Annotated in this window: 29 protein-coding genes and 1 tRNA gene; 18 read left to right on the top strand and 12 right to left on the bottom strand. The window is 71.7% G+C overall.

Features of this window, described 5'->3' with window-relative positions; translation table 11 throughout:
• Positions 1-5: 5 nt before the first annotated feature.
• Positions 6-317, top strand: coding sequence for a hypothetical protein (locus tag AB0J87_RS17945; protein WP_363966416.1), 312 nt, complete (start codon positions 6-8; stop codon positions 315-317).
• Positions 318-323: 6 nt separating this feature from the next.
• On the opposite strand, the gene AB0J87_RS17940 is transcribed toward AB0J87_RS17945, so the two are convergent.
• Positions 324-740 (bottom strand): hemerythrin domain-containing protein, encoded by a 417-nt coding sequence (locus tag AB0J87_RS17940; protein WP_363966414.1) that lies wholly within the window; start codon positions 738-740, stop codon positions 324-326.
• A gap of 22 nt (positions 741-762) precedes the next feature.
• Between AB0J87_RS17940 and AB0J87_RS17935 the strand changes: the two genes are divergently transcribed.
• Together AB0J87_RS17935 and AB0J87_RS17930 are read left to right on the top strand one after the other, a co-directional pair.
• Entirely contained in the window at positions 763-1,401 is a 639-nt protein-coding gene (locus AB0J87_RS17935) for a helix-turn-helix domain-containing protein (protein WP_363966412.1), read from the top strand.
• Between the two features lie 44 nt (positions 1,402-1,445).
• Positions 1,446-2,534 (top strand): class I SAM-dependent methyltransferase, encoded by a 1,089-nt coding sequence (locus AB0J87_RS17930; protein ID WP_363966410.1) that lies wholly within the window; start codon positions 1,446-1,448, stop codon positions 2,532-2,534.
• Positions 2,535-2,537: 3 nt separating this feature from the next.
• Here AB0J87_RS17930 and AB0J87_RS17925 read toward each other — a convergent pair whose 3' ends face one another.
• Entirely contained in the window at positions 2,538-3,509 is a 972-nt protein-coding gene (locus AB0J87_RS17925; protein WP_363966408.1) for a helix-turn-helix domain-containing protein, read from the bottom strand.
• Here AB0J87_RS17925 and AB0J87_RS17920 point away from each other — a divergent pair.
• From AB0J87_RS17920 to AB0J87_RS17910, 3 genes are all read left to right on the top strand, one after another.
• On the top strand, positions 3,508-4,572 hold the full coding sequence (locus AB0J87_RS17920) for a 3-oxoacyl-[acyl-carrier-protein] synthase III C-terminal domain-containing protein (RefSeq protein WP_363966407.1): 1,065 nt from the start codon (positions 3,508-3,510) through the stop codon (positions 4,570-4,572). The two genes, AB0J87_RS17925 and AB0J87_RS17920, sit on opposite strands and share 2 nt — an antisense overlap.
• On the top strand, positions 4,569-5,072 hold the full coding sequence (locus AB0J87_RS17915; protein WP_363966406.1) for an isoprenylcysteine carboxylmethyltransferase family protein: 504 nt from the start codon (positions 4,569-4,571) through the stop codon (positions 5,070-5,072). The genes AB0J87_RS17920 and AB0J87_RS17915 overlap by 4 nt, the downstream gene beginning before the upstream one ends.
• 153 nt (positions 5,073-5,225) lie before the next feature.
• Complete coding sequence (locus AB0J87_RS17910) at positions 5,226-6,701, top strand: von Willebrand factor type A domain-containing protein (RefSeq protein WP_363966404.1); 1,476 nt, start codon at positions 5,226-5,228, stop codon at positions 6,699-6,701.
• A gap of 5 nt (positions 6,702-6,706) precedes the next feature.
• On the opposite strand, the gene AB0J87_RS17905 is transcribed toward AB0J87_RS17910, so the two are convergent.
• Entirely contained in the window at positions 6,707-7,180 is a 474-nt protein-coding gene (locus tag AB0J87_RS17905; RefSeq protein WP_350741768.1) for a hypothetical protein, read from the bottom strand.
• 75 nt (positions 7,181-7,255) lie between these two features.
• Complete coding sequence (locus AB0J87_RS17900) at positions 7,256-7,939, bottom strand: tRNA-dependent cyclodipeptide synthase (protein WP_355204794.1); 684 nt, start codon at positions 7,937-7,939, stop codon at positions 7,256-7,258.
• Positions 7,940-8,044: 105 nt separating this feature from the next.
• On the opposite strand from AB0J87_RS17900, the gene AB0J87_RS17895 reads away from it, so the two are divergent.
• Positions 8,045-8,117 (top strand) — tRNA-Ala (locus AB0J87_RS17895).
• Between the two features lie 65 nt (positions 8,118-8,182).
• Here the strand turns inward: AB0J87_RS17895 and AB0J87_RS17890 are convergent.
• Together AB0J87_RS17890 and AB0J87_RS17885 are read right to left on the bottom strand one after the other, a co-directional pair.
• A complete protein-coding gene (locus tag AB0J87_RS17890) occupies positions 8,183-8,668 on the bottom strand; it encodes a DUF6653 family protein (protein WP_363966402.1) in 486 nt (161 codons plus the stop codon).
• Complete coding sequence (locus AB0J87_RS17885; RefSeq protein WP_363966400.1) at positions 8,665-9,261, bottom strand: TetR/AcrR family transcriptional regulator; 597 nt, start codon at positions 9,259-9,261, stop codon at positions 8,665-8,667. Before AB0J87_RS17885 ends, AB0J87_RS17890 begins: the two co-directional genes overlap by 4 nt.
• A gap of 84 nt (positions 9,262-9,345) precedes the next feature.
• On the opposite strand from AB0J87_RS17885, the gene AB0J87_RS17880 reads away from it, so the two are divergent.
• Together AB0J87_RS17880 and AB0J87_RS17875 are read left to right on the top strand one after the other, a co-directional pair.
• The gene (locus tag AB0J87_RS17880) at positions 9,346-9,579 is read left to right on the top strand and encodes a hypothetical protein (protein ID WP_363966398.1); all 234 of its coding nucleotides are present in this window, start codon (positions 9,346-9,348) and stop codon (positions 9,577-9,579) included.
• Between the two features lie 38 nt (positions 9,580-9,617).
• Positions 9,618-10,517, top strand: a complete 900-nt coding sequence (locus AB0J87_RS17875) for a bifunctional helix-turn-helix transcriptional regulator/GNAT family N-acetyltransferase (protein WP_363966396.1) — start codon at positions 9,618-9,620, stop codon at positions 10,515-10,517.
• Here AB0J87_RS17875 and AB0J87_RS17870 read toward each other — a convergent pair.
• The 3 genes from AB0J87_RS17870 to AB0J87_RS17860 form a co-directional block, all read right to left on the bottom strand.
• The gene (locus AB0J87_RS17870) at positions 10,456-11,358 is read right to left on the bottom strand and encodes a pyridoxamine 5'-phosphate oxidase family protein (RefSeq protein ID WP_363966394.1); all 903 of its coding nucleotides are present in this window, start codon (positions 11,356-11,358) and stop codon (positions 10,456-10,458) included. The genes AB0J87_RS17875 and AB0J87_RS17870 overlap by 62 nt on opposite strands.
• Positions 11,358-11,801 carry a VOC family protein gene (locus tag AB0J87_RS17865; RefSeq protein WP_363966392.1) on the bottom strand — a complete coding sequence of 148 codons (444 nt, stop codon included), beginning with the start codon at positions 11,799-11,801 and terminating at the stop codon, positions 11,358-11,360. The genes AB0J87_RS17870 and AB0J87_RS17865 overlap by 1 nt, the downstream gene beginning before the upstream one ends.
• A gap of 74 nt (positions 11,802-11,875) precedes the next feature.
• Positions 11,876-12,439: an ABATE domain-containing protein gene (locus AB0J87_RS17860; RefSeq protein WP_363966390.1), complete on the bottom strand. Its 564-nt coding sequence runs from the start codon at positions 12,437-12,439 to the stop codon at positions 11,876-11,878.
• A 100-nt stretch (positions 12,440-12,539) separates the two neighbouring features.
• Between AB0J87_RS17860 and AB0J87_RS17855 the strand changes: the two genes are divergently transcribed.
• Complete coding sequence (locus AB0J87_RS17855; RefSeq protein WP_363966388.1) at positions 12,540-13,145, top strand: TetR family transcriptional regulator; 606 nt, start codon at positions 12,540-12,542, stop codon at positions 13,143-13,145.
• A 9-nt stretch (positions 13,146-13,154) separates the two neighbouring features.
• Entirely contained in the window at positions 13,155-14,606 is a 1,452-nt protein-coding gene (locus tag AB0J87_RS17850; protein ID WP_363966386.1) for an FAD-dependent monooxygenase, read from the top strand.
• On the opposite strand, the gene AB0J87_RS17845 is transcribed toward AB0J87_RS17850, so the two are convergent.
• Together AB0J87_RS17845 and AB0J87_RS17840 are read right to left on the bottom strand one after the other, a co-directional pair.
• Positions 14,603-15,433: an SAM-dependent methyltransferase gene (locus AB0J87_RS17845; protein WP_363966384.1), complete on the bottom strand. Its 831-nt coding sequence runs from the start codon at positions 15,431-15,433 to the stop codon at positions 14,603-14,605. The genes AB0J87_RS17850 and AB0J87_RS17845 overlap by 4 nt on opposite strands.
• 71 nt (positions 15,434-15,504) lie before the next feature.
• Positions 15,505-16,452: a helix-turn-helix domain-containing protein gene (locus AB0J87_RS17840; protein WP_357748180.1), complete on the bottom strand. Its 948-nt coding sequence runs from the start codon at positions 16,450-16,452 to the stop codon at positions 15,505-15,507.
• 71 nt (positions 16,453-16,523) lie between these two features.
• On the opposite strand from AB0J87_RS17840, the gene AB0J87_RS17835 reads away from it, so the two are divergent.
• Both AB0J87_RS17835 and AB0J87_RS17830 read left to right on the top strand, forming a co-directional pair.
• Positions 16,524-17,789, top strand: a complete 1,266-nt coding sequence (locus tag AB0J87_RS17835) for an MFS transporter (RefSeq protein WP_363966381.1) — start codon at positions 16,524-16,526, stop codon at positions 17,787-17,789.
• A complete protein-coding gene (locus AB0J87_RS17830; protein ID WP_363966379.1) occupies positions 17,786-18,445 on the top strand; it encodes an aminoacyl-tRNA hydrolase in 660 nt (219 codons plus the stop codon). Before AB0J87_RS17835 ends, AB0J87_RS17830 begins: the two co-directional genes overlap by 4 nt.
• 27 nt (positions 18,446-18,472) lie before the next feature.
• On the opposite strand, the gene AB0J87_RS17825 is transcribed toward AB0J87_RS17830, so the two are convergent.
• Complete coding sequence (locus AB0J87_RS17825) at positions 18,473-19,432, bottom strand: DUF3616 domain-containing protein (RefSeq protein WP_363966377.1); 960 nt, start codon at positions 19,430-19,432, stop codon at positions 18,473-18,475.
• 171 nt (positions 19,433-19,603) lie between these two features.
• Here AB0J87_RS17825 and AB0J87_RS17820 point away from each other — a divergent pair, with 171 nt between their 5' ends.
• From AB0J87_RS17820 to AB0J87_RS17800, 5 genes are all read left to right on the top strand, one after another.
• Positions 19,604-20,374: a hypothetical protein gene (locus AB0J87_RS17820; protein ID WP_363966375.1), complete on the top strand. Its 771-nt coding sequence runs from the start codon at positions 19,604-19,606 to the stop codon at positions 20,372-20,374.
• A gap of 36 nt (positions 20,375-20,410) precedes the next feature.
• Positions 20,411-22,345, top strand: a complete 1,935-nt coding sequence (gene ftsH, locus AB0J87_RS17815; protein ID WP_363966373.1) for an ATP-dependent zinc metalloprotease FtsH — start codon at positions 20,411-20,413, stop codon at positions 22,343-22,345.
• A gap of 67 nt (positions 22,346-22,412) precedes the next feature.
• The gene (locus AB0J87_RS17810) at positions 22,413-23,228 is read left to right on the top strand and encodes a DUF937 domain-containing protein (protein WP_363966371.1); all 816 of its coding nucleotides are present in this window, start codon (positions 22,413-22,415) and stop codon (positions 23,226-23,228) included.
• 34 nt (positions 23,229-23,262) lie between these two features.
• Positions 23,263-23,844 carry a Maf family protein gene (locus AB0J87_RS17805; protein ID WP_363966369.1) on the top strand — a complete coding sequence of 194 codons (582 nt, stop codon included), beginning with the start codon at positions 23,263-23,265 and terminating at the stop codon, positions 23,842-23,844.
• Positions 23,845-23,854: 10 nt separating this feature from the next.
• A complete protein-coding gene (locus tag AB0J87_RS17800; protein WP_355204747.1) occupies positions 23,855-24,589 on the top strand; it encodes an EI24 domain-containing protein in 735 nt (244 codons plus the stop codon).
• The last annotated feature ends 258 nt before the right edge of the window (positions 24,590-24,847 follow it).

Genomic DNA, 24,847 nt, shown 5'->3' with positions numbered 1-24,847 from the left:
AGAGCGTGCTGATCGCCGCCTTGACGGTGGCCAGGTCGCCGAGGACGACCTCGTGGAGGCGCACGTGCGAGCTTCAGGCCAGGGACCGGGCCTTCACCGAGCTGGTGTGCCTGGCGCACCGGAGCGACGAGTCCGAGGTCAACCGGTTGATCGTCCGGCTGGTCGAGCGGGCCCAGCGGGCGGGGGCGCTGCGGGCGGACGTCGGGCCGATCGACCTGGCGTTCTTCATGATGGCCAGCTCGCGGGTGGCGGAGGCCGATCCCGAGCGGTGGCGCCGCCACTTCACGCTGAGCCTCGACGCCCTGCGCGCCGGATAGTCCGGGTCAGACCTCGTCCGGGAGGGTCTCCATCGTGTTCAGGATGGGCACCAGCTGCTCCTCCTCGTAGTCCAGGTGCGCCTCCAGCTCGCGGGCCAGGCGGTCGAGCTCGGCCGCCACGCCGTCGCCGTCCTCGTTCAGCAGGACGCGGATGCGCTCCATGAGCCGCGCCACCACCACGTGCTCCGCCCGTAGCCGCTCCAGCGCCTCTGCCAGCTCGGGGTGCTCGCCCGCGAGGTGGGGGAAGAGCGCGCCGTCCTCTCCCTCGTGGTGGGCGTGGAGGGCGTCGCAGAACGCCAGGCAGTGCGTACGCAGGTCCGTCCCGCGCGACGAGCGCAGGTCGGCCAGGTCGCGCCGGAAACCGTCGTGCAGCTTGATCAGCTCGTCACCCCAGGCGACGAGCCGCGCCGAGTTTTCGTACATGTATAGAAAGTAGCATGGCAGGATGCCCGCACGTACAGGAAGGCCGCCCAGGATCTCCCGGGCGGAGATCGTGGCCGCCGCTCACCGCGTCATCGAGGAGGACGGAGTCGGCGGCCTCACCATGCGCAGGCTCGCCAAGGAGGTCGGCAGCACGGCGATGGCGCTGTACCACCACGTACGCGACAAGGAGGAGCTGCTCCTGCTCCTCCTCGACGACTACGCCGCCGGCATGCCCAGGCCCGAGCTGCCGGACGAGCCGCGCGAGCGCGTGGTGGCCGTGGCCACTGCCATGCGCGACGGGCTGTCCGGCTGTCCGTGGATCGTGGACGTGCTCAGGGCCGACGACCTGCTCTCGGTCGGCGCGCTCTGGTATCCGGAGAAGATCGTCGACGCCGCCGTACGCGCCGGGCTGTCGGTCGAGCGGGCCGTGGACGCGTACCGGATCATCTGGCACTACACGGCGGGGGAGCTCGGCTCCCGGGCGGCGGCCGGGAAGCGGCGGGCGGAAGGGGGGCCGACGTATCGGGAGCGGGTGTTCGCCGAGCTGGATCCCGAAGAGTTTCCGCTGATCAGCGCGGTGGGCGTACGGTGGGAGGAGTTGACCGCGCAGGACACCTACGCCCGCGGGCTGCGCGCCCTGGTGGACGGCCTGTTGCCGTAAATGGGTGGCCGCGCGGGCGCGGCATGTGAAACGGTCGGGTTCTGATGATCCACTGGACCGAGGCAGGGCAGGAACGGTCGGCGATCTGGCGTTCCGCGCTGGGCGCGCCGCCACCCAGGCGGGTGGTCACCGCCGACGACCGGATGACGGCCGACACCGCTTACCGGCTGGCCTGCGAGGGCACCGCGCTGCTCTGGCAGGGCGACTTCCAGAACGCTCGCCAGCTGCTGGCGGCCATGGGGCGCCGGTGCAAGCCCGCCGCCCCCGGCGCCGGGTTCCACCGCTACCGCCAGGCCCGCTCCCAGCGCGCCCGCACGCTGGGCATGCTGCTCGTCCCGTTCGCGGAGGACCATGTGGTGCCGCTGCGCAGGGCACCGGACGTGCGCGAGGCGTGCGCCGAGGTGTACGGCGCCGAGGCCCCGCCGGCGGTCGGCCAGCTGCGCGAGCTGCTCGGCCTGATCGGGGCCCACGAATGGCGGCACAAGGGCGTCTACGTCCCCGCGCTCGAGGCCCGCATCCACCCGTACCACGGCGTGTTCTCGCCGATCAGGGGCGAGTACGTCGACCTGGTCGCGCGGGCGCCGCTGCCGGAGGACCACCGGCTGGCCTTCGACATCGGCACCGGCACCGGCGTGCTGGCCGCCGTGCTGGCCAGGCGGGGCGTGCACCGGGTCGTGGCCACCGACCTCGACCGGAGCTCCGTCGAGTGCGCCGAGGACAACCTCGCCCGCCTCGGGCTGGACGACCGGGTGGAGGTCGTGCGCGCCGACCTCTTCCCGCCCGGCCGGGCGCCGCTGGTCGTGTGCAACCCGCCGTGGTTGCCCGCCAAGCCGGTCTCGCCCCTCGACCAGGCCGTCTATGATCCCGGCGGGCGGATGCTGAACGGGTTCCTCGACGGTCTCGCCGGGCATCTGGAGCCGGGCGGCGAAGGCTGGCTCATCCTCTCCGACCTGGCCGAGCACCTTGGCCTGCGCACCAGGGCCGACCTGTCGGCCGCGTTCGAGCGGGCGGGGCTGCGCGTGGCCGGGCGCCTGGACGTCCCGCCCCGGCACCACCGGCCGAAGGACGAGCAGGACCCGCTGCACGAGGCCCGCGCCGCCGAGGTCACCTCCCTGTGGAGGCTCACAACCTGAGGGTCACGCGCTGAAGGCCCGCCGGTACGCCGACGGCGACGTCCGCATGGCCCGCGTGAAGTGGTGCCGGAACGTCACCGCGCTCTCGAAACCGACCGCCGCCCCGATCTCCTCCACCGGCGCCCCGGTGGACTCCAGCATCGGCAGGCTGGCCGCCACCCGCTGCGAGATCACCCACCGCAGCGGGCTGGTGCCGGTCTGCCGCTTGAAGTGCCTGATGAACGAGCGCTCCGACATGTGCGCCACCCTGGCCAGGTCCGCCACGGCGATCGGCCCGGCCAGATGCTCCAGGGCCCACGACATCGCCCTGGCCACCCCGCCGTCGTCCGCCACCGGTGTCACGGCGGCCTGGATGAACTGCGCCTGACCGCCCTCCCGGTGCGGCGGTATGACCAGGCGGCGGGCCACGGAGTTGGCCACGTTCGGCCCGTGGTCGCCGCGTACGAGGTGGACCAGCAGGTCGAGGCCCGCCGCGCTGCCCGCGCTGGTCAGCACGTCGCCGCCGTCCACGTACAGGACCGAGGGGTTGACCCGGACGAGCGGGAAACGCTCCTGGAGCAGCTCGGCGTACTTCCAGTGGGTGGTGGCCTCGCGCCCGTCCAGCAGCCCGGCCGCCGCCAGCGCGAACGCGCCCGAGCAGATCGACACCAGGCGCGCGCCGCGCGAGTGCGCGAGCCGCAGCGCGGACACGAGCGCGCCGGAGACCTCGCCGCGCACGTCCGCCACCCCGGGCACGATCACCGTGTCGGCCTCGGCCAGCACGTCCAGCCCGTGCGCCGCCTGCATGGTGAACCCGCCCACCACCCGCAGCGGCTCCGGCGTCTCCGCGCACACCGCGAGCGAGTACCACGGGAGGTCCAGCTCGGGCCGGGCCAGCCCGAAGAACTCCACGACGCAGCCGAGCTCGAACGGCGCCATGCCGTCGAACGCCAGCACGGCCACCCGGTGCGGCCTGGAGGGATACGGCAGGAGCATGCCTCGCATGTTAGCCCCAGCCTTTCAGCGGCAAGAGAGGTATATGCATATATCGGCTGTGCAGACCGTTTTGCCGGATCATCGCTACGCGCAGGTGGAGATCACCGAGGCGTTCTCCCGGCTGACCGACTGCGACGAGGAGCTGCTGCGCCGATTCCATGCGGCGGCCGGCGTGGAGGGCCGCAATCTCGCGCTCCCGCTGGCCGACTACACCAAGCTCGACTCCTTCGCCCGCGCGAACGACATCTACCTCGAAACAGCCCTCGACCTGACCGAACAGGCCGTCAAGGGTGCCCTGAACAAGGCCGGCGTGCGCCCGGAGCGGGTCGATCACCTGCTGCTCTGCTCGACCACCGGCATCGCCACGCCCTCGCTCGACGCCAGGCTGGCCCAGCGCGTGGGGCTGCGGCCGGACGTCAAGCGGGTGCCCGTGTTCGGCCTCGGGTGCGCGGCGGGCGCGTCGGGGCTGTCGCGCCTGCACGACTACCTGCGCGGCTGGCCCGACCACGTCGCGATGCTGGTGTGCGTCGAGCTGTGCTCGCTGACGATCCAGCGGGACGACACCTCGGTCGCGAACCTGGTGGCCAGCGCGCTGTTCGGGGACGGCGCGGCGGCCGTCGTGGCGACCGGGCGCGGCCAGGGCCCCGAGGTCGTCGCCACCCGCAGCCGGCTCTATCCGGACACCGAGCACCTCATGGGCTGGGAGGTCGGGCCGCACGGGTTCCGGATCGTGCTGGACCCGGACCTGACCACGTTCGTGGAGCAGGTGCTGGCCGGTGACATCAAGGCGTTCCTGGCGGACTACGGCCTGACCCCCGGGCAGGTCGCCACCTGGGTCTGCCATCCCGGCGGTCCCAAGGTCATCGAGACGATCGCGCGGACCCTCGACCTGCCTCCCAAGGCGCTCGACGTGACCTGGCGGTCGCTGCGCGAGCACGGCAATCTGTCCTCGGTCTCGGTGCTCCACGTGCTCCAGGAGACGCGGGGCCGGCCGGACACGCCCGCCGTGCTCCTCGCGCTGGGGCCGGGGTTCTCCGCCGAGCTGTTGCTGCTGCACTGGTGAGCGCGTACCTCGTCCTGATCGGGCTGGTCGCGCTGGAGCGGCTGGCCGAGCTGGCGGTGGCCCGCCGCAACCTGGCCTGGGCCAGGTCCAGGGGCGGCGTCGAGTACGGCCGGCGGCACTACCCCTGGATCGTCCTGGCCCACGCGGCGCTTCTCGCGGCGGCGCCCGCCGAGGTGTGGCTGCTTGGCCGGCCCTTCGTCCCGTGGCTGGGCTGGCCGATGCTGGCGGTCGTCGTCCTGGCCCAGGGGCTGCGCTGGTGGTGCGTCGGCACGCTGGGCAGGCAGTGGAACACCCGCGTGGTCGTGGTGCCGGGAATGCCGCTGGTGCGCCGGGGGCCGTACCGGTGGCTGCGGCACCCCAACTACGTGGCCGTGGTCGCCGAGGGCCTCGCGCTGCCGCTGGTGCACTCGGCCTGGCTCACCGCGACGGCCTTCGCCGCCGCCAACGCGGTGCTGCTCACCGTACGGGTGCGGGTCGAGGACGCGGCATTGTCACGCTAGGGCCACAGCCCGATGGCCGGGACGTACTCCTGGTCACCCCAGCTGTCGCGGCTGTCACGACTGATCACGCGTCGATCGCGGTTTGTGCTCGCTTACGTCACCGGCTCGGCCTGGGCAGATCAAGTTCCGTCGTAGGGCATGGAGGTGGTTGCAATGAAATTTCGCCCTTTAGTGGCGGGAATCGGCATTGTTGCGCTGCTCGCCCTCTCTGCGTGCGGAGGCGGCTCCGGAAGCTCGAGCAGCGGTGAACGCGCGGCGAAGGCTCCGGCGAACGCGGAACCGGCCCCGGTCCGCCCGTCCGCGTCACCCGCCAAGACGAACGGCGAGGAGGACACGACCACGGCCCAGATCTCCACGTTCGCCCTCGACGTGGACACGGCCTCGTACGGTTACGCCCGGCAGACCCTCCGGGGAGGCCGCTGGCCCGCGCCCGGCGAGATTCGCCCGGAGGAGTGGATCAACGCGTTCCGGCAGGACTACGCGCCGCCGTCGGACGACGGCTTCGCGGTGCACGTGGACGGCGCGAAGCTGCAGGAGCGCGACCAGGCGATCCTGCGCGTGGGCCTGCAGACACGCGGATCGGACGCGGCGGCGCGGCGGCCCGCCAACCTCACGTTCGTCGTGGACGTGTCCGGCTCGATGGCCGAGACCGGGCGGCTGGACCTGGTCAAGTCGGCCCTGCTCAAACTGCTCGATCAGCTCGCGCCCGGCGACCAGGTGTCGATCGTGTCGTTCAGCGACGACGCCGAGGTGCTGGCGTCGATGACCCCGCTGACAGCGCGGCAGGAGCTGCGCGACGCGGTGAACGAGCTGACCGTCTCGGGCGGCACGAACCTCTCGGCCGGGCTCGTCACCGGCTACCAGGAGGCGTCCAAGGCGTTCCGTCCCGCCGCCACCAACCGGGTCATCCTGCTCTCCGACGGCCTGGCCAACCAGGGCTCCACCGAGTGGCGTACCATCCTCGACCAGGTCAAGGAGTACGCGGGCAAGCAGGTCACGCTGCTCACCGTCGGCGTCGGCCGCGACTACGGCGACGAGCTGATGGAGCAGCTCGCCGACAACGGCGACGGCATGGCCGTGTACGTCAGCAGCCAGGAGGAGGCCGACAAGATCTTCACCACGCAACTGCCCGCGAACATCGAGCTGCGGGCGCGCGACGCCAAGGCCCAGGTGGTCTTCAACCCGTCGGTGGTGGAGAGCTACCAGCTCATCGGGTACGAGAACCGAGCGCTGAACACGGAGGACTTCCGCGACGACACCCAGGACGGCGGCGAGATCGGCCCCGGCCACTCGGTGACCGCGCTCTACTCGCTGCGGCTCAAGCCGGGCGCCGACGGGCAGCTCGCCCAGGCCACCGTGCGCTGGCAGGACCCCGACACCCGGTCCGCCTCCGAGGCGAGCAAGTCGCTGCGGGCCGACGAGCTGGCCGCGTCGCTGGACAAGGCGCCGGTCCGGTTCCAGGTGGACGTGGTGGTGGCCGCGTTCGCGGTCTACCTGCGGGACCGCAAGGCGTTCGGCATGGACCTGCCCGAGCTCAAGGAGCAGGCCGCCCGGCTGGCGCCGGCCACCGAGGACCCGATGGTGACGGAGCTGGTCCAGCTCATCGACCAGGCCCGATCGGTGGGGTAGGGGCTTCAGCCGAGTATGGGGGCGGCGGTGGCGGAGCTGTAGTAGAAGTCGTACATCGCCTGGGCGAACCCGTCCTTCGACACGTGCGCCACCTTGTTGCCGCGCAGCCGATCGAAGGACGCCCGTGACGCCGCCCCCGCCACGTCGTACGCCGACCACAGGCGCAGGAACTCGGCCCGGTCGAGCCGGTCGTCACCGTCGTCGTCGAGCGCGTCCCAGAGGGCGTCGGTGATCGGCCTGACCACGTTGGCCACGAACTCGGCGCGGTCGAGCTCCGGGGCCAGCGCGTAGCCGATGTAGGACTCCCTGCTGATGCGGCCCTCTGGGTCGGTGCCGATGTTGTGGACGGCGTACTGCCAGACCCGCTCGTACGCGTCCGCGACCCGCTGTGCGCCCTGCCCCGAGAGCCCGAGCCGGGCGCACAGCGCCGACGCGACCACGATCATGTCGCGGTGGTCGAGGTAGCCGTTGTGATCCATGTCGCTCGTGTCGAACGCATGTCCAGCATTTCGAGCATCCGCATCCATAGCCGGCCACCTCAGGTGACGATGTTTTTACAGAGTGTTACTGAGATGGTCGGCGGGGCGGGCTGCCTGTGTCAATGCGGTGGAGACGAATCCCTGCGCGGATGCCGGGCGCACCGGCAGCAGGCCGGCGTAGAGCAGGTCCACCATCGGCATCGGCCTGGGGTAGCAGAACACCGACGAGCCCGTGCCGAGGATCGACGGGGTGTCGATCACGAAGGGCAGCTCGGCCAGGAGGAACGGCAGGGCGTTCTCGGCCTGCTCGCGGGAGAGCTCCGGCGCGCCGACGATGGGCCGTACCGCGTCCATGCAGTGCTCCCTGAAGACCGGATCGGTGGCGAACAGCCGCTCCAGCCTCGTCCGCGCGCAGTCGTAGGCCGGGACGGAGGCCAGCTCGTTCCAGTCGAACACGGTGGCGTTGGGCGGGTCGAGGGCGTCGAGCGCGCGGACCACCCGGTTGCGCGTGTTGTTGGCCGCCGCCCTCGCCTTGGCCCCGGCCTTGGCCTCCGGACACCCCCTGGCGACCAGCGTCCCGGCCAGCTCGACGCCGGGCACGAGGACGTGCACCCGGGCGAACGTCCTGGTCGCCCAGTCGAGCAGGTGTCTGATGGTGCGGGGGGTGAAGTACCCGTTGAGCGCGCTGACGCCGATCACGGCATGCTCGCGGCGGTCGAGGAGCTGGGCGCATCGCGGGGTCAGGGGCAGTGGTTGCACGCTGGGCACGGCAACGGACAGTAGCAAGCTTTTACCCTGCGTATGCTTACTTTTTAACGTGTGCTTGAGGGGTCCGTAAGTCGGATACACTCGTACACGCAGCAAGGGGCTATGGCGCAGTTGGTAGCGCGCCTCCATGGCATGGAGGAGGTCTGGGGTTCGAATCCCCATAGCTCCACCCCGACCTGACCGCCTCTGCCTCACCTTGATGGGCAGGGGCGGTTTCGCGTTGTCCTGGTGTTCTTACTCGCGGGCGGTGTCGCGGTGGGCCAGGTAGAGCTGGCCGAGCCGGTCGATGCGCCAGAGCTGGCCGAGCGTGACCAGCGTGGCGCCGAACACCGTCGGCCAGATGTCGAGTGCGATCAGCCCCCAGATGAGCAGCGCGAACCCCGCCGAGCCTACCCCGATGAGCAGCCGCTGCACGTTGCGGTGGTCGCCGGTGACCAGCGACCGGTCGCGCAGCCACAGCTTCTCGCCGTAGATGCCCCGGGCCGACCAGCTTCCGGGCTGCTCGATCGCCGGGAAGACGTGCGGGTTGACCGCCAGCCAGACGACGACCAGGCTCACCGGGACGAGGGCCCACCAGCCGAGCCACTCCCTGCTCCAGATGGCCGCGATCATCAGCGGGATGGCGGCGAACCGGGTCCAGACGCTCCACGGGTTGGCGTGCCGCTTCCACGCCTCGTCCGTCATGCCCGCGGCCTGCGCGTACTTCTTCAGCACATTCATGCGACGAGCCCCCTGGCCAGCGCGTTGATGGTGGCCTCGACCACCTGGGAGTGGTCGGGCCCGAACCTGTCGCGGTTGAGCACCAGCAGGCCGGCCGTGCGCAGCACGCCGACCAGCACCTCGGGCGGGACGTCCGCGACGAAGACGCCGTCGGCCTGCCCACGGGCGAGGTAGTCGAGCAGCGGCGTCAGCAGGTGAGGTGTGACGCGGGCGACCTCCTCGGCCCCGACCCTGCGCGCCACCGCCTCCAGCTCCTCGGGCCGGGTGAGCAGCCGCCGGTAGAACGGGTCGGTGGAGAGCACGTCGATCAACTCGCGCATGATGTGGGCGAGCGCCTCGACGCCGGGCGGCCGGTCCAGGGCAGTGGCCAGCCGCTTGCCGAGCATGGGCGCCCTGCGGATCATCACCTCCTTGTACAGCTCCTCCTTGGACTCGAAGAACGCGTAGAAGCTGCCCTTGGCGATGCCCGAGGCGGCGACCAACTCGTCGAGCGAGGTCTTCTTCAGGCCCTGGGTGGCGAAGAGCTCTTCGGCGGTGTCGAGCAGGGACGCGGTGATGCGCGCCCGGTCCTCGGTCGTGAATGCCACAGCCATGTGTGTCCCTATGACTGGATCGGATATTCAGTCATAGCCTAGCACTCCTGGAGATATCGAATGCGTGTTCGTATAATGATCGGTATGGATACCGACACGCAGGACCTGCCCGAGCTCTGGCGCCCGCCCGTCGTGGAGCATGCCACGGCGGCCCGCTACCTGCTGGCCTGGGGCGACGACACCGAAGGGGTGCGATGGGGATTCCTGCTCTGGCCGCCGCAGGCGAGCGAGGGCGCGCGATGGGTGCACTGGAAGGACATCCGGCCGGTCACGGGGGAGGACTACAGCACGGTGCCGGTCGCCGGTCCGTGGATGTGACCTCGCGAAGGAGAGATTCCCTGACTAAAGTCAGAGATATGGACGGTGCGGCGATCGGCCAGGTGCGCAGGTTCCAGCGGACCGTGACGCAGCGGATCGGGGCGCTCAACGACAGCTTCCTGGCCAGGGATCGGGCGCTCGGGCAGTCGCGGGTGCTCTGGGAGATCGGCGCGGAGGGCAGCGAGGTGCGCGTCCTGCGGACGCGGCTCGACCTCGACTCCGGCTACCTGAGCAGGCTGCTGCGGTCGCTGGAGGCCGACGGGCTGGTGGTCATGGACGACGGCGGCTCCGACGGCCGGGTTCGCACGGCCCGGCTCACGCCGGCGGGGCTCGCCGAGCGGGAGGAGCTGGATCGCCGGTCCGACGAGGCGGCGGCGCACATCCTCGAACCGCTCTCCGACGCGCAGCGCGACCGCCTCGTGGCCGCCATGTCCGAGGTCGAGCGCCTGCTGCTCGCCTCCATGATCGCCATCGACGTGCTCGACCCGCGCCATCCCGGCGCCCGCCGCTGCCTCCAGGCCTACGCCGACGAGCTGGCCCGCCGGTTCGAGGGCGGCTTCGACCCGGCCCGCAGCATCTCCGCCACCGACGCCGAGCTGCGGCTCCCGGCCGGGATGCTGCTGGTCGCCGCGCTGCACGCCGAGCCGGTCGGGTGCGTGGCGTTCAAGCTCCACCCGGAGGCCGGGTCCGCCGAGATCAAGCGGATGTGGGTGGACCCGGCCGTGCGCGGGCTGGGGCTGGGACGGCGGCTGCTCGCCGAGGCGGAGGGGAAGGCGGCCGCCCAGGGAGTCCGCACGCTGCGGCTGGAGACCAACCGGGCGCTCACGGAAGCCGTCGCCCTCTATCGGGCGAGCGGCTACCGGGAGGTGGCGGCGTTCAGCGACGAGCCGTACGCGCATCACTGGTTCGAGAAGCGCCTGCCTCGACCGGGGGGTTGAAGCGGTGATAGCCGGGGGCGGTCCAGCCGGCCGACACGGTCCCGCCCAGGTGCGCGTACTCGTCCAGCTCGAAGCGCACCGTCCGCTGGTCCCCCCATTCCACCCGGGCCCGGCCCGTGAGCTGCAGCGTCTCCCCACGCTCCCAGTCCACGAACAGCAGCCCGGCCGCCGGGTCCAGCTCCAGGTTGCCCAACGTCATGTACATCGCGTTGCCCTGGTAGTCGGGGAACTCCAGCGAGCGCGCCCCCGTCACCCGGACGAATCCGGGATTGCCGCCCCGGTGCGACACGTCCGCCCCGAGCCCTTCGGCCCGCGTGGCGATGAAGAACGTGTCCGCCTCGGCGATCCACGTACGGTGCCGGTCTGCCAGCGCGATCCCGCGCCCCAGCCCCGCCGGCTCGCCCGGAGCGGAGGTGGGGGAGCGGGTCTGGATGTACTTGGGGCAGTTGGAGTAGACCTGCTCCGTCCACACCACCAGGGCGTCGCCGGCCCGCACGGCGGTGCCGTTCACGCGCATCCGGCGCCGCGTGTGCGGCTCGATGGCGATCAGGCCGACGTCCCGTTCATGCTCGAACAGCCCGTGGAGAGGGTCGTCGGCGCCCGGCAGGGCGTGCAGCACGATCGTGCGGTCGTCCGCCGCGGAGGCGAACCCCGCCGGGCCCGTGAGCACGCCCGCCCACACGCGCCCGCCGTCGTCTGCCGCGCCCAGGACGATCATGTGCTGGTTCCGCAGGAACTCGGCGGCCGGCTCCGGGATCTCCGGGCGTGTCCGCGAGCTCCCGTGGTCCTCCAGCCGCACCCCCGTCCGGCGCTGCACGGCGACCTCACCCGGATGCCTCATTAGAAGAACCCGCAGGTCGGCGCTTCAGAGCTGGGCGCGGGCCGGTCACCCGCGCCGTCCGGGGCGAAGATCTCCAGCCGGATGCCGTCGGGGTCGGCGAAGAACACGCCGCCCGACGAGGCGCCCTCGCGGTGCGGCACGACGCCGTCGTGGAAGAGGGTCGCGCCGATCTCCCTGATCACCGTCTCCGCCCGGCGTACCGCGTCGAGGTCCGCCACCTGGAACGACAGGTGGTGCAGGCCCGGCCGGCCCGCCTCGAAGCGGCCCTCGCTCTGCTGCCAGAGCGTCAGCACCAGCGTGCCGTCCTGGGTCAGGAACGCGTACCGGCGGCCGTCCTCCTGCGACTCGCCCGCCACCGTGAAGCCGAAGACCCGCGTGTAGAACTCTTTGGACTTGTCGAGATCAGTGACGTTGAGCCCGACGTGCCCGGTCTGGAAGGACATTCCCCACTCCTCTAACGCATGCGCGGCCGAGTTGCCGTTAGAAATACTATAACGGCAACTCGGTCTTGCAAGCGTTAGATTTTTTTGTGCTCCCGGTAGTGCCTGGCCGCCCGGGCGCGGTTGCCGCAGCCCGTCGAGCACCACTCCTGGCGCGGGTGCTCCTTGACGAAATAGAGCACGCAGCGCGGGGCCTGGCAGGTGCGGACCAGTGCGCGGTCCGGCCCCGCGAGGAACTCCACGGCCGCCGTGGCGAGCCTGGCGAGCAGTCGCGTGCCGGGGGAGGCCTGCGTCGCGGGCGCGGTGGCGAGGGACGGCTCGCCGTTCCAGTGCAGTTGGGGTGCGGTGGGGGCGGCCAGGGCGGTGGCGTTGACCAGGGCCAGCGACTCCTCGAACCCGGGCAGGTCCGCCGCGTCCGCCCGGCTCGGCGGGCCCGGCGCCACGGCCTTGGCGAACAGGGCGCGTACGGCCTGGCGCAGGCGCACCGTCTCCTGGCGCAGCTCCTCCGTGACGGTGAGGTCGCCGAGGTCGGGCGCGTGCGTCCGCACCCACGCCGTCATGCCGTCCGTGTCGGCCAGCCTGTCGACCGATCCGGACCGCTCGGCCCTGATCGTGCTGACGAATTCGAGGGTCAGGGACATGCTCCCAATCTAACGCGCCTCGCCTCTGTCATCCGTTAGTCAAAAACATGCGTGGTCCGAAAATTTGCTGACTCCGCACTTTTTTCGATACGGTGAGCCCATGAGCGGGCTGAGAGAGCGGAAGAAGCAGGCCACGCGCGAGGCGCTGATGACGGCCGCCCTCCGGCTGGCTCACGAGCGCGGGCTGGAGCGCGTACGCGTCGAGGACATCGCCGCCGAGGTCGGCGTCTCGCCCCGCACGTTCAACAACTACTTCTCCAGCAAGTACGAGGCGATCGCCGCCCGCCACACCGACCGCATCACGCGTTCGGTGGCGGCGCTGCGGTCCCGGCCGCTGGCGGAGCCGCTGTGGGAGGCGCTGACCGAGGCCATGGTCGAGCCCTGGGCGCTGGCCCGCACGGAGGTGGCGCCCGATCCCGAAGTGCTGGCGAGCATCAGGATGCTGGCGGAAGAGCCCGCGCTGCGGGCCGAGTCGCTGCAGATGGTGTTCGCCGGGAACAACGAGCTGGCCGCGGCCGTGGCCGAGCGCACCGGCACCGACGCCGCCCGCGACCTCTACCCCCACCTCGTGGCCGTCGCCGTGGGCTCCGCCGTGCAGGCGGCCGTCGCCCACTGGCTGCGCTCCGACCCGCCGGTCCCGCTCGTGCCCCTGCTGCGCGAGGCCCTGGGCGCGCTGGCCGCGGGGCTGCCCGATCCTTCCCTCTGAGGAGAACGCATGGACATCGTGATCATCGGCGGCGGCCCCAACGGGCTGATGCTGGCCTGCGAGCTGGCCCTGGCCGGAGTCCGCCCGACCGTCGTCGAGCGCCTGCCCCGGCGCAGCGACCAGCCCAAGGCCAACGGGATTGTCGGCCAGGTCGTCAGGCTGCTCCACCAGCGCGGCCTCGCCGTGGGGGACGCGCCGATGCCGGGGTTCGTGTTCGGCGCGCTGCCGCTGAACCTGGCCGGGCTGGAGGACAACCCGCTGTACGGGATGGGGATCAAGCAGCCCGCCCTGGAGGAGCTGATCGAGCGGCGGGCGGTCGAGCTGGGTGTGGAGATCAGGCGCGGGCACGAGCTGCTCGGCTTCACCCAGGACCCCCACGGCGTCTCGGTGGAGCTCCGGGGGCCCGAGGGCGCGTACGAGCTGCGCACCCGCTACCTGGTGGGCTGCGACGGCGCGCACAGCACGGTCAGGAAGCTCGCGGGCATCGGCTTCCCCGGCGTCACCTCGACCGACGTCGTGAGCCGCAGCGCCCACGTCACCCTGCCGGGTGCGGTGATCCGGCCCGGCATGGTGGAGCTGGAGGTGCCGGGGCTGGGCACGTACGTGATGTACGCCTGGCACAGGACAGAGCGCGGCGCGTACGCGATCCTCCCCGCGGACCACGGGACCCTGCTGGTCAGCGCCATGGAGTGGGACGCCTCCGCGCCCGACGACGACGAGCCGATGACCGTCGGCGAGCTGCGCGCCGGCCTGGCCCGCGTGCTCGGCGCCGACCTGCCGCTCGCCGAGCCCACCGGCGAGGGCCCGCACCTGCTCAGGCGGCTCAAGGGCCGCAACACCCGCGTCGCCGACCGCTACCGGGAGGGCAGGGTCTTCGTGGTGGGCGACGCCGCGCACGTCCACTCGGCCATGGGTGCGCCCGGCCTCAACCTCGGCCTGCAGGACGCCGCCAACCTGGCCTGGAAGCTGGCCGCCGAGGTGCGGGGCTGGGCGCCGCCTGGGCTGCTCGACACCTACGACGCCGAGCGCCGCCCGGCCGCCCTGCGCGTCGCCGTGCACACCCAGGCGCAGCTCGCGCTGGCCGCGCCGGGGCCCGAGATCACGGCCCTGCGTGAGGTGTTCGGCGAGCTGCTGGGCGACGACGGCGCCCGCCGCCGCATCGCCGCCATGATGGCCGGAGCGGACCTGGCCTACCCGGTGCCCGCGCCGGCGCATCCGCTGGCGGGCCGGTTCCTGGCCGACCTGCCGGCCGAGCCGGCCGCGCGCGCGTGGCCCGTGCTGCTCGACGGGACGGGCGGCCTGCGGGTGCGGCACGGGCGCGTGCACGTGGTGCCCTTCGAGGGCGACGGCGCCGTCCTGGTACGCCCCGACGGCTACGTCGCCTGGGCCGGCGAGCCCGACGAGACCCTCGACGAGGCGCTGAGGACCTGGTTCGGCGAGGGCCTGGAGGTGGCGGCCTAGGCCGGGCGGCGGCCCACGCCGGCCAGGATGCCGCCCTTGGAGAGGTCGTACGAGCCGCCGGGGGAGCCCTCGGGCGTCCAGTCGGCCACCGGCACGACACCCGGCCCGAGCAGCTCCAGCCCGTCGAAGTAGGAGGCGATCTCGTCGTAGCCGCGCCGCGCCAGGCCGCCCGAGGTGGTGCTGGAGTAGACCTGCTGGCCGGCCGTCGCGACGTCGTCCATGTCGTGGCCCGCGTACAGCAGGTGCGACAGCACCAGGTGGCCCCCGGGCCGCAGGCGCTCGCGGATGCGCGCGGCGATCCGATCGGCCTCGGCGTCGTCGTGGATGAAGTGCAGCACCGCGACCAGCAGCACGGCGTACGGCTGGGAGAGGTCGAGGTGCTCCGCGACGCGCGGGTCGTCCAGGATGGCGTCGGGATCCTTGAGATCGCCCTCGATCGCCAGGACGTCCGGGTCCCTGGCCAGCAGCGCGCGGGCGTGGACCAGAACGATGGGGTCGTTGTCGACGTAGACGACGCGGGAGCCGGGGGCGTGCCGCTGGGCCACCTGGTGCACGTTGTCCTGGGTGGGCAGGCCCGCGCCGATGTCGACGAACTGGCGCACTCCGGCCTCGGCGAGCATGCGTACGGCATGACCGATGAAGGCGCGGTTGGCCAGGGCGATCTCGCGGGCGTCGTTGCCCATCCGCCGGCCGATCTCCATCATCTTCTCGGCCGCCTCGCGGTCGGCGGCGAAATTGTCGCGGCCCCCGAGGTAGTAGTCGTACATGCGGGCGACGCTGGGCACGTTCGGGTTGATCCCGGCGGGTACGCGATCCGCCTCGGCCATGTGACGACCCTTTCTAGTCGATCTTCCTGGGGCCGATTGTAGGGCCGAAATGTGGCTTTTGCCGGAGGAACTCAGAGTCGCCGGAACGTGTGCCGGTACGCCAGCGGCGAAACCCCCACGGCCGCGTGCAGATGCTGACGGAGCGAGACCGCCGTCCCGAACCCCGCCTTCCTGGCCACCTCCTCCACGCCCAGCTCGGTCGTCTCCAGCAGGTGCCTGGCGTGCTGGACCCGCTGGCCGTTCAGCCACCTGGCCGGACTCACGCCGGTCTCGTCGCGGAAGCGCCTGGTGAACGTCCGCACGCTCATCCTGGCGTGCTCGGCCAGCGCGGTCAGGTCGAGCGGGCGCTCCAGGTGGGCCAGCATCCAGTCGCGGGTGGCCGCCGTGCCGCCGCCCGCCTCCGGCAGGTGCCGGTCGATGTACTGGGCCTGGCCGCCGTCCCGCCACGGCGGCATGACGCAGCGGCGGGCCGCGCGGTTGGCCACCTCGCTGCCGTGGTCGTTCCTGATCACGTGGAAGCACAGGTCGAGCCCGGCCGCCACGCCCGCCGAGGTCAGCACGTCGCCGTCGTCCACGTACAGCACGTCGGGGTCGAGCTTGACCTGCGGGAAGAGCCGGGCGAACCGGTCGGCCTCGCGCCAGTGGGTGGTGGCCGGGCGCCCGTCGAGCAGGCCCGCCGCCGCCAGCACGAACGCCCCCGTGCAGATCGACAGGATCCTGCGCCGCCCTTGGAGGGCCGCGGCCAGCGTGTCCGAGATCGTCCCGTCGAGCAGCGCCCGGCCCGCGTGGATGCCGGGCACCACGACCGTGTCGGCGGTGTCGAGGACGTCGAGGTCGTGGTCGGGCAGCACGCTGTAGCCCGCCGAACAGCGGACCGGCATCCGCCCCTCCGAGCAGGTCACCACCTCGTACAACTTCTCGCCGTCCGCCGTCTCGGCCGTCCCGAACACCTGGCCGGGCACGCCGAGGTCGATCGTGGCGAAGTGGTTGAGCACGACGACTGCCACGCGATGTGTCATGGCCGAATTCTTTCACATATTGACCATCCGGCCACTCGTGACCTTGTAAGGGGATAAAGCAGGATTGGCGCATGACGTTGAGCACCACCGCCCCCACGCGCCGCCTGCACCGGGCCTGGTTCGTGGCGGCCGTCGCCTTCGTGGCGATCCTGGGCGCGGCCGGGTTCCGCGCCACCCCCGGCGTACTGATCACCCCCTTGCAGGAGGAGTTCGGCTGGTCGGCCGGCACGATCTCCCTCGCGGTCTCCATCAACCTGGTGCTCTACGGCCTGACCGCGCCCTTCGCCGCCGCCCTGATGGACCGCTTCGGCATGCGCCGCGTGGTCTCCCTCGCGCTGCTGCTGATCGCCGCGGGCAGCGGCCTGACCGTGCTGATGACGGCGAGCTGGCAGCTCCTGCTGTTCTGGGGCGTGCTCGTCGGGCTCGGGACGGGCTCGATGGCGCTGGTGTTCGCCGCGACGGTGGTGGACCGCTGGTTCGTCCGGCACCGCGGACTGGTCACGGGCGTGCTCACCGCGGCCGGCGCCACCGGGCAGCTGATCTTCCTGCCCGTGCTGGCCCAGCTCGCCGAGGGGCCGGGGTGGCGCTTCGCCTCGCTGACCGTGTCCGGTGCGGCGCTGGCGGTGGTGCCGTTCGTGTGGTGGCTGCTGCGTGACCACCCCGCCGACGTGGGCACGACGGCGCTCGGCGCGGAGCCTGACGCGGTCCGCGCCGCGCCCCCGAGCAAGGTGAACGCCGCGGTCAGGGCGGTCACCGTGCTGGCCTCGGCGGCCAGGACCCGGCCGTTCTGGCTGCTCGCCGGCGGCTTCGCGATCTGCGGCGCCAGCACGAACGGCCTGGTCGGCACCCACTTCATCCCCGCCGCGCACGACCACGGCATGGCCGAGCCCGTGGCCGCCGGCCTGCTGGCGGTCATCGGGATCTTCGACATCGCGGGCACGATCGCGTCCGGCTGGCTCAGCGACCGGGTCGACCCCAAGGTGCTGCTCGGCGTCTACTACGCGCTGCGCGGGCTCTCCCTGATGGTGCTGCCGAGCCTGTTCGCGGCCACGACCGAGCCCAGCATGCTGATCTTCATCGTGTTCTACGGGCTGGACTGGGTGGCGACCGTGCCGCCCACGGTGGCGCTGTGCCGGCGGATCTACGGGGCCGACGGAGCCGTGGTGTTCGGGTGGGTGTTCGGCTCGCACCAGGTGGGGGCCGCGTTCGCCGCCGTCGCCGCCGGGCTCACCCGCGACCACCTGGGCAATTACGACCTCGCCTGGTACGGCGCCGGCGCCTTGTGCCTCCTCGCCGCCGGCATGTCCATGGCCATCGTGCATGCTAGAGGGCGATGAATTCTGAGCTTTATGTCCTGCCGCTGGTCGTCAGGATCGAGAGAGCCGCGCCTCCCGAACGCACCGACGCGCTGGAAGCGGCCGCCATGGCCGTGCTGAGCCTGCTGGACGACCCCGGCGAGTGGGCCGCCGAGCTGCACTCCTGGGAGTCCACCGGCAAGATCCGCAAGGTGGTCCGCCGGGCCAGGGGCGCCGAGTGGCGCAGGGCGGTCGCGCTGCCGGGACGCACCGTCGAGCACCGTACGGCCGAGGTGCGCGTACATCCGCCCGTGCCGCTCGACGGCTGGCCGCGGGACCTCGCGCGGCTGCAGGTGGGCGGCACCGAGCTGAGCGACACCGCCGATCCGCCGCCCGCGGAGCCGCCGGTCCTGTGGGCCAATCCGGGCCTGGCCATGTCCGCGGGCAAGGCCATGGCGCAGGCCGGGCATGCCGCCCAGCTCGCCTGGTGGGCCAGTGACGCGGCCGAGCGGGAGGCCTGGCGCGCCCGCGGGCTCGCGGTGTCCGTGCGCACCGCGGCCTCCCAGGGCGACTTCGACGCCATGGCCGCCGCGGGGCTCCCCGTGGTGCGCGATGCCGGGTTCACGGAGATCGAGCCGGGCTCGTGCACGTTCGTGGCCGAGGCGTCCTGGTTGCGCGGACGCGTCGCTAGATCGTGAAGGCGCCCTGGTTGCGCGGACGCGTCGCTAGATCGTGAAGACGTCCGCCAGCACGCCGCCCGCCGGGGTGAACCGCGCGGGCGACGGGCTGTCGTACACGACCATGAGCCTGCCGTCGGCCAGCAGCGCCAGCCCTTCGGGGTGGTCGCACTTCACGCCGTGGGGCAGCTCGATCACCGTCTCCAGCTCGCCCTCGGGGACGACCCCCTGCCTGGTGCCGGGCCGCCAGCGCACGATCCGTACGGGACCGTCGAGGTCCATGGTCGGGCCGGCGAGGATCAGCAGCGAGTCCCCGTCCGGGCAGAGGTCCCGCACGCCCAGCCCGCCCAGGTCCAGGAAGTGCTTGCGGTACGGCTCCCGCAGCCGCAGCCGTGACCTGCCCGCCTCCTCGAGCCGCAGCTCCAGCAGCACCGCCCAGCCCCGCAGCACGGGGCCGCGCAGCCCGAGGTAGATCCGCTCGGACACGACGGCGATGCCCTCGACGTCGAGCCCGTTGTCCTTGCCGGGCAGCTCCAGAAACGGCGCCAGGTGCCGGTCGTCGCGCAGATGCGTGGTCAGGTTGTCCCTGCCGGCGAGGATCGTTCCAGGGCCGGGAGTCTCGTCGTGGAGCGGCAGCCGGGTCAGGATGAACCGGTTCTCCTCCCTGACCACCGTGGCCAGCCGGTCGGCGGCCTTCTCCGGGTCCTTCGACTTGACCTTCTTGCGCTTGAGGCTGTGGGAGCCGACCAGCCAGAGGTAGCCGTTCGCGCGGGCCAGCCCCTCGATGTCGGCCTCGTCCTCGGGGCCCGCGGGCAGCTCGACGTAGTCGGCCAGCGGGAACGTGCGCTGGTCGCCGAAATGGTCGCCCAGCCAGGTCAGGTGCTCGAAGGTCGCGGTCTCGTCGCCGGCCACCCAGAGCCCGGCGGAGCCCTGCCGGATCGCTGAGAGGTTCGTGTGCGTTTGGGCCGCTCGCGCGGCGTGGTCGAATCGCAGCTCAACCTGTTCCACGCCGTCCATGATTGCACTTCGGTAGCTTCCGACGCGCAATGGCTGGATATGTCGTACGCTCCGCTCGTGCTCGATGGGGAAGAAGAGATCAAGGGTTCCCAAGTGAGGACCGCGGCGAGGCCCGGAACCCCTGCTTCTCCGCCCAAACGCTCCCGTATCGGAGATATCCGGATGCGGGTGGTGTACCGGGGGCTCGCCGCGATCGGCCTGGTCGTGGCCGCGGCTGCGACGCTGGTCGTGGTGCTCCCGTCAGGGCCGGACGAGGTCGCGGCGGGGCCGGTAACCGCGCCGCCGGCCGCACCGTCCTCGTCCGGCCCCGCGCCTTCCACCGCGCCTTCCACCGCGGCTCCTCCGTCTGTGACCCCCGCAGCGGAGGCGACGCCTTCGCCCGGCTCGTCGCTCGCGCCCGGTTACACGGCCATGCAGGCCCTGTACGCCGACCCGCGCGTCCCCAAGCTAACGGGCCGGATCAAGCGGATGTCCCTGGCCTCCCCGTCCAGGAAGGTCGTCAAGGACAAGCGCATCGGGCTGGCGGTGCCGAACCTCTCCAAGCCGTGGAAGTCGTACGGCGCGGCGCCGTTCACCTCCAAGCAGGTGCTCCCCAAGACGCGCGCCGGCCTGCGTGGGATGTTCGTCACATGTCCGCTCCCGATCATGCGGCAGAAGTCCCCTCGTGACACGGCGCTGCTCGCGGCCCGCTGGACGCTCAACCACCACCCCGAAGGCTCCAGGATCACCTGGCTTGCCTCGCAACCGGTCAAGCGCGGCTGGATGCTCGTATATCGGGTCAAATACGGAAAGCATCAGTCGCGGGCGGCCGTCGTCGTGATGGACGGGGGAATGAGTAAGCCGGGGCTGGCGTTCGTCACAGTGCCTGACTCGCAGCGCAAGCAGTGGCGTGACATCAGCCGCGTGGTCGCCGGGGTGCGTGTTCTAGGCTAAAAGGATCATGTATGCGGCGATGTGGGGAGTGACGCCGTGGAACGCTCGGGACAGCCGCAGGCACCGAAGAACGGCAAGGGCAAGCCGCCCTGGCGTTCGGAGGGCCTGCCCGGCACGCCCGGAGGCCGGCCCAAGATCAACTGGTGGCGATTCGTCGTCACCTTGCTCGTGGTGTACGCAGGCTTTTTCGTCGTGTCGTCGTTCGTCGACAGCGGATCCGTCGAGACGATCTCGTACACCGAGTTCACCAAGCAGGTGAACTCCAAGAACGTCAAGGACATCTACGCCCAGGGCCTGTCCGTCGAGGGCGACCTGCGGTCGGCGGCGAAGAACCCCGAGAGCAACGAGTCCTACACGAAGTTCGCGACCGAGATCCCGGCCTTCGCCAACACCGACCAGCTCGACCAGCAGCTGTCCACCGGCCAGGTCGAGATCACCTCCAAGCCGATCACCCGTGGCTTCTTCTCCAACCTGCTGCTCTCGCTGCTGCCTGTGCTGCTGCTGGCCGGGCTGTGGATCTGGGTCATGCGCCGCGGCGCCAGCATGATGGGCGGCGGGCTGGGCGGGCTCGGCAGGTCCAAGGCCGCCAAGCCGGTCGAGGCCGGGCAGGTGCGGGTCACGTTCGACGACGTCGCGGGCATCGACGAGGTCGAGAACGAGCTCGTCGAGATCGTCGACTACCTCAAGGACCCCGGGAAATACCGTCGTCTCGGCGCGAAGCTGCCCAAGGGCGTGCTGCTCGCCGGTCCTCCCGGCACCGGTAAGACGCTGCTGGCCAGGGCGGTCGCGGGCGAGGCCAAGGTGCCGTTCTTCTCGGCCAGCGCCTCCGAGTTCATCGAGATGATCGTGGGCGTGGGCGCCTCGCGGGTGCGCGACCTGTTCGAGGAAGCGCGGAAGGTGGCGCCGTCGATCGTGTTCATCGACGAGATCGACGCCATCGGCCGGGCCCGCGGCGGTGCCGGCGGCCTCGGCGGCCACGACGAGCGCGAGCAGACGCTGAACCAGATCCTCACCGAGATGGACGGCTTCTCCGGCGCCGAGGGCGTGATCGTCATCGGGGCCACGAACCGTCCCGAGGTGCTCGACCCGGCGCTCCTGCGTCCCGGACGCTTCGACCGCACCGTCCAGGTGGGGCTGCCTGACGCGGCCGGCCGCACCGCCATCCTGCAGGTGCACACGCGGGGCGTGCCGCTGGACGGCGAGGTCAGCCCCGACCAGCTCGCCAAGACCACCCCCGGCATGACCGGCGCCGACCTGGCCAACCTGGTCAACGAGGCCGCCCTGCTGGCCGCCAAGCGCGGCAAGGAGAAGGTCACGATGTCCGACTTCGCCGACGCGCTGGAGAAGCTGCAGCTCGGCGCGGCCCGCAGCATCGTGATGCCGGAGGAGGAGCGCACCAGGACCGCCTTCCACGAGGCCGGTCACGCGCTGCTCGGCATGCTCCAGCCGGGCGCCGACCCGGTCAGGAAGATCTCGATCATCCCGCGCGGGCGGGCGCTCGGGGTCACGCTGTCCACCCCCGACACCGACCGGTACGCCTACGACGAGCAGTACCTGCGCGGGCGCATCACCGGCGCGCTCGGCGGCATGGCGGCCGAGCAGGTCGTGTACGGGGTCATCACCACGGGCGCCGAGAACGACCTGGAACAGGTCACCATGATCGCCCGTGGCATGGTCGGGCGCTGGGGCATGTCGGAGAAGGTCGGCCCGCTGACCATCCTCCCCAACGACGGACAGCAGCCGCAGGCCTCGCCCGCGACGCTCGCCACCGTCGACGAGGAGGCGCGGCGGATCGTGGACGAGTGCTACGAGCGCGCGATCCAGATCCTCACCGACAACCGCGACAAGCTCGACGCCATCGTGAAGGCCCTGCTCGAACACGAGACGCTCGACGAGGCCGGCGCTTACACGGCTGCGGGCCTGGCCTCGTCGGCCACTCCCGTCCCCGTGAGCGGCTTTTCCGAGAATTAGCGCAAATCGGGCATTGCTCCGGCCCTGATCAGGGCAGCTCTCCCGGAACAACGATCGGGGGACTGTCGTGACACTGACGGACGAGCTCCTCACCGAGCTCGGAGACTCAGGGCTGGAGCAGATCGCAGGGATGCTCGGCACGGACACGACCATGGCCCGCGACGTGGTCGAGGCCGTGTCGGGCGTCATCGTCGGGGGCATGGCCCGCAACGCCCGTCACCCGGACGGCGCCGACGCCCTGCGCGCGGCCCTGGACGACCACGTGGACACCGATCCGTTCACCGGCGACGTGGCCTCGCTGACCCGCGACGGGCACAACATCCTCGGCCACGTCCTGGGCGGCCGGGGAACGGAGGAGGCCGCGGACGCGCTGGCGCGGTTCGCCGGAGTCGACTCGGGGATCATCATGAGGCTGCTGCCCCTCGTCGCGCCCATGATCATGTCCCTGCTCGCCAACCGGGCCGAGAGCCGCGGCATGAACGCGGGCGCTCTGGCCGACGACCTGGACCGCGAGCAGCCGGCCTGCCCGGGGGAGCTGGGCGAGCTGCTCCAGGGGCTGCTGGACGCCGTCTTCGGCGGCGGGGTGCCCGCGCAGGGCGGGCCGTACGAGTCCCGCCCGCCCTCCGGCATCAGCCCTGACACCGGCCGCGGCACCGGCACCGGCCGTGACACCGGCTCCGACACCGGCTCCGACACCGGCTCCGACACCGGCCGTGACACCGGCTCCGACACCGGCCGTGACACCGGCCGTGACACCGGCCGTGACACCGGCCGTGACACCGGCCTCGACGCCGGCACCGTGGGCCGTCGCGGCGCCCCGGACGGTCATGAGGAGGGGGACCCGCACGAGGTGGCCCCCGGCACTTCCAACCCCGACTGGTGAATGACGCGGCGCAGGTCAACGGTAGGCTTATGCGGTGATCGTTCTGGCCTCAGCCTCCCCCGCCCGACTCGCCCTCCTCCGCAGCGCCGGGCTCGACCCCAAGGTGATCGTCAGCGGCGTCGACGAAGACTCGTTCTCCGCGCACACCCCGGCGGCGCTCAGCCTCGTGCTCGCCAAGGCCAAGGCGGAGGCGGTCGCGAACGAGCTCGACGAGGGCCTGGTCATCGGCTGCGACTCGATCCTGGAGCTGGACGGCCGCCCGTACGGCAAGCCCGCCACGCCGGAGGAGGCCGCCGAGCGGTGGCGGCTCATGCGCGGGCGCACGGGACGCCTGGTGACGGGTCACTGCGTGATCGACGTTGCCGCGGGCAAGCAGGCGGCGCAGGTCGCCACCACCGTGGTTCGCTTCGGCCGGCCGTCCGACGAGGAGATCGACGCGTACATCGCCACGGGGGAGCCGCTCAGCGTGGCCGGGGCTTTCAGCATCGACGGGCGCGGCGGTTGGTTCGTCGAGGGCATCGAAGGCGACCACGGCAATGTGATCGGCATCTCGCTGCCGCTGCTGCACGACCTGTTCGCGGAGCTGGGCTACGCGGTGACGTCGTTCTGGCGCTAGCCTGCCGGGCATGCGATCACTGCGCGACTTCACGTCCGGCGTCGGCTTCTTCTTCCAGGGGTTGGGGTGGGTCGCCAGACATGGGCGGTGGTGGCTGTTCGGGCTGATCCCGGCGCTGATCGCGTTCGCGGTGTACGTCGCGGCGCTGATCTTGCTGGGCACGCACGCCACCGACCTGGCCGCGTTCCTGACGCCGTTCGCGGAGTCGTGGGGCTGGCGTGACCTGTTCCGGACGCTGGTGGGGATCCTGCTGTTCCTCGGAGGGCTGGCGCTGGCCGTACTCACCTTCACCGCGCTCACCCTGGCGATCGGGGAGCCGTTCTACGAGCGGCTGTCGGCCGAGGTGGACCCCCTTCCGGACGCCGACGAGCAGCCGTGGTGGCGCACCCTGCCGCGCTCGCTCAGAGACAGCCTGATCACGCTGTTCTACGTGCTCCTTTTCACGATCCCGCTGTTCTTCCTGGGCTTTGTGCCGGTGGTCGGCCAGACGGTGGTGCCGGTGCTCGGGGCGCTCGTCTCGGGCTTCTTCCTGACGGTGGAGCTCACCACCCTGGCGCTGGAGCGGCGGGGGATGGCCCGCAAGCAACGCTTCGCGCTGCTGCGCGCGAACAAGGCCAGCGCGTTGGGGTTCGGGGTGGTGGGATTCCTGCTGTTCCTGGTGCCGTTCGTCGCGGTCATCGCCATGCCCGCCGCCGTAGCCGGCGCCGCCCTCCTGGTCCGCGCCCACCTGACCCCCACCTCATAACCCTCACTTCCACCCGATCCCCCCGTCTCATAGCCCCCCACCTCATCCCTTCTCGGCCAGCGCCTTCTCGGCCAGCCTTCACCCCAGCGCCTCCACCCCCAGGGCCTTCACCCCCCAGGGCCTTCGGCTCGGCCCACCCCTCGGCCCACCCCTCGGCCCGCCCACTCCGGGTCCGGTCACTCACTCCGGGTCCGGTCACTCACTCCGGGTCCGGTCACTCACTCCGGGTCCGGTCACTCACTCCGGGTCCGGTCACTC

Source organism: Nonomuraea sp. NPDC049625 (genome assembly GCF_040675285.1).
In the GTDB taxonomy this organism is placed as follows: Bacteria; Actinomycetota; Actinomycetes; order Streptosporangiales; family Streptosporangiaceae; genus Nonomuraea; species Nonomuraea angiospora_A.
Note: the sequence above shows the minus strand (reverse complement) of the source record. Positions and strands in the feature narration are given on the sequence as shown.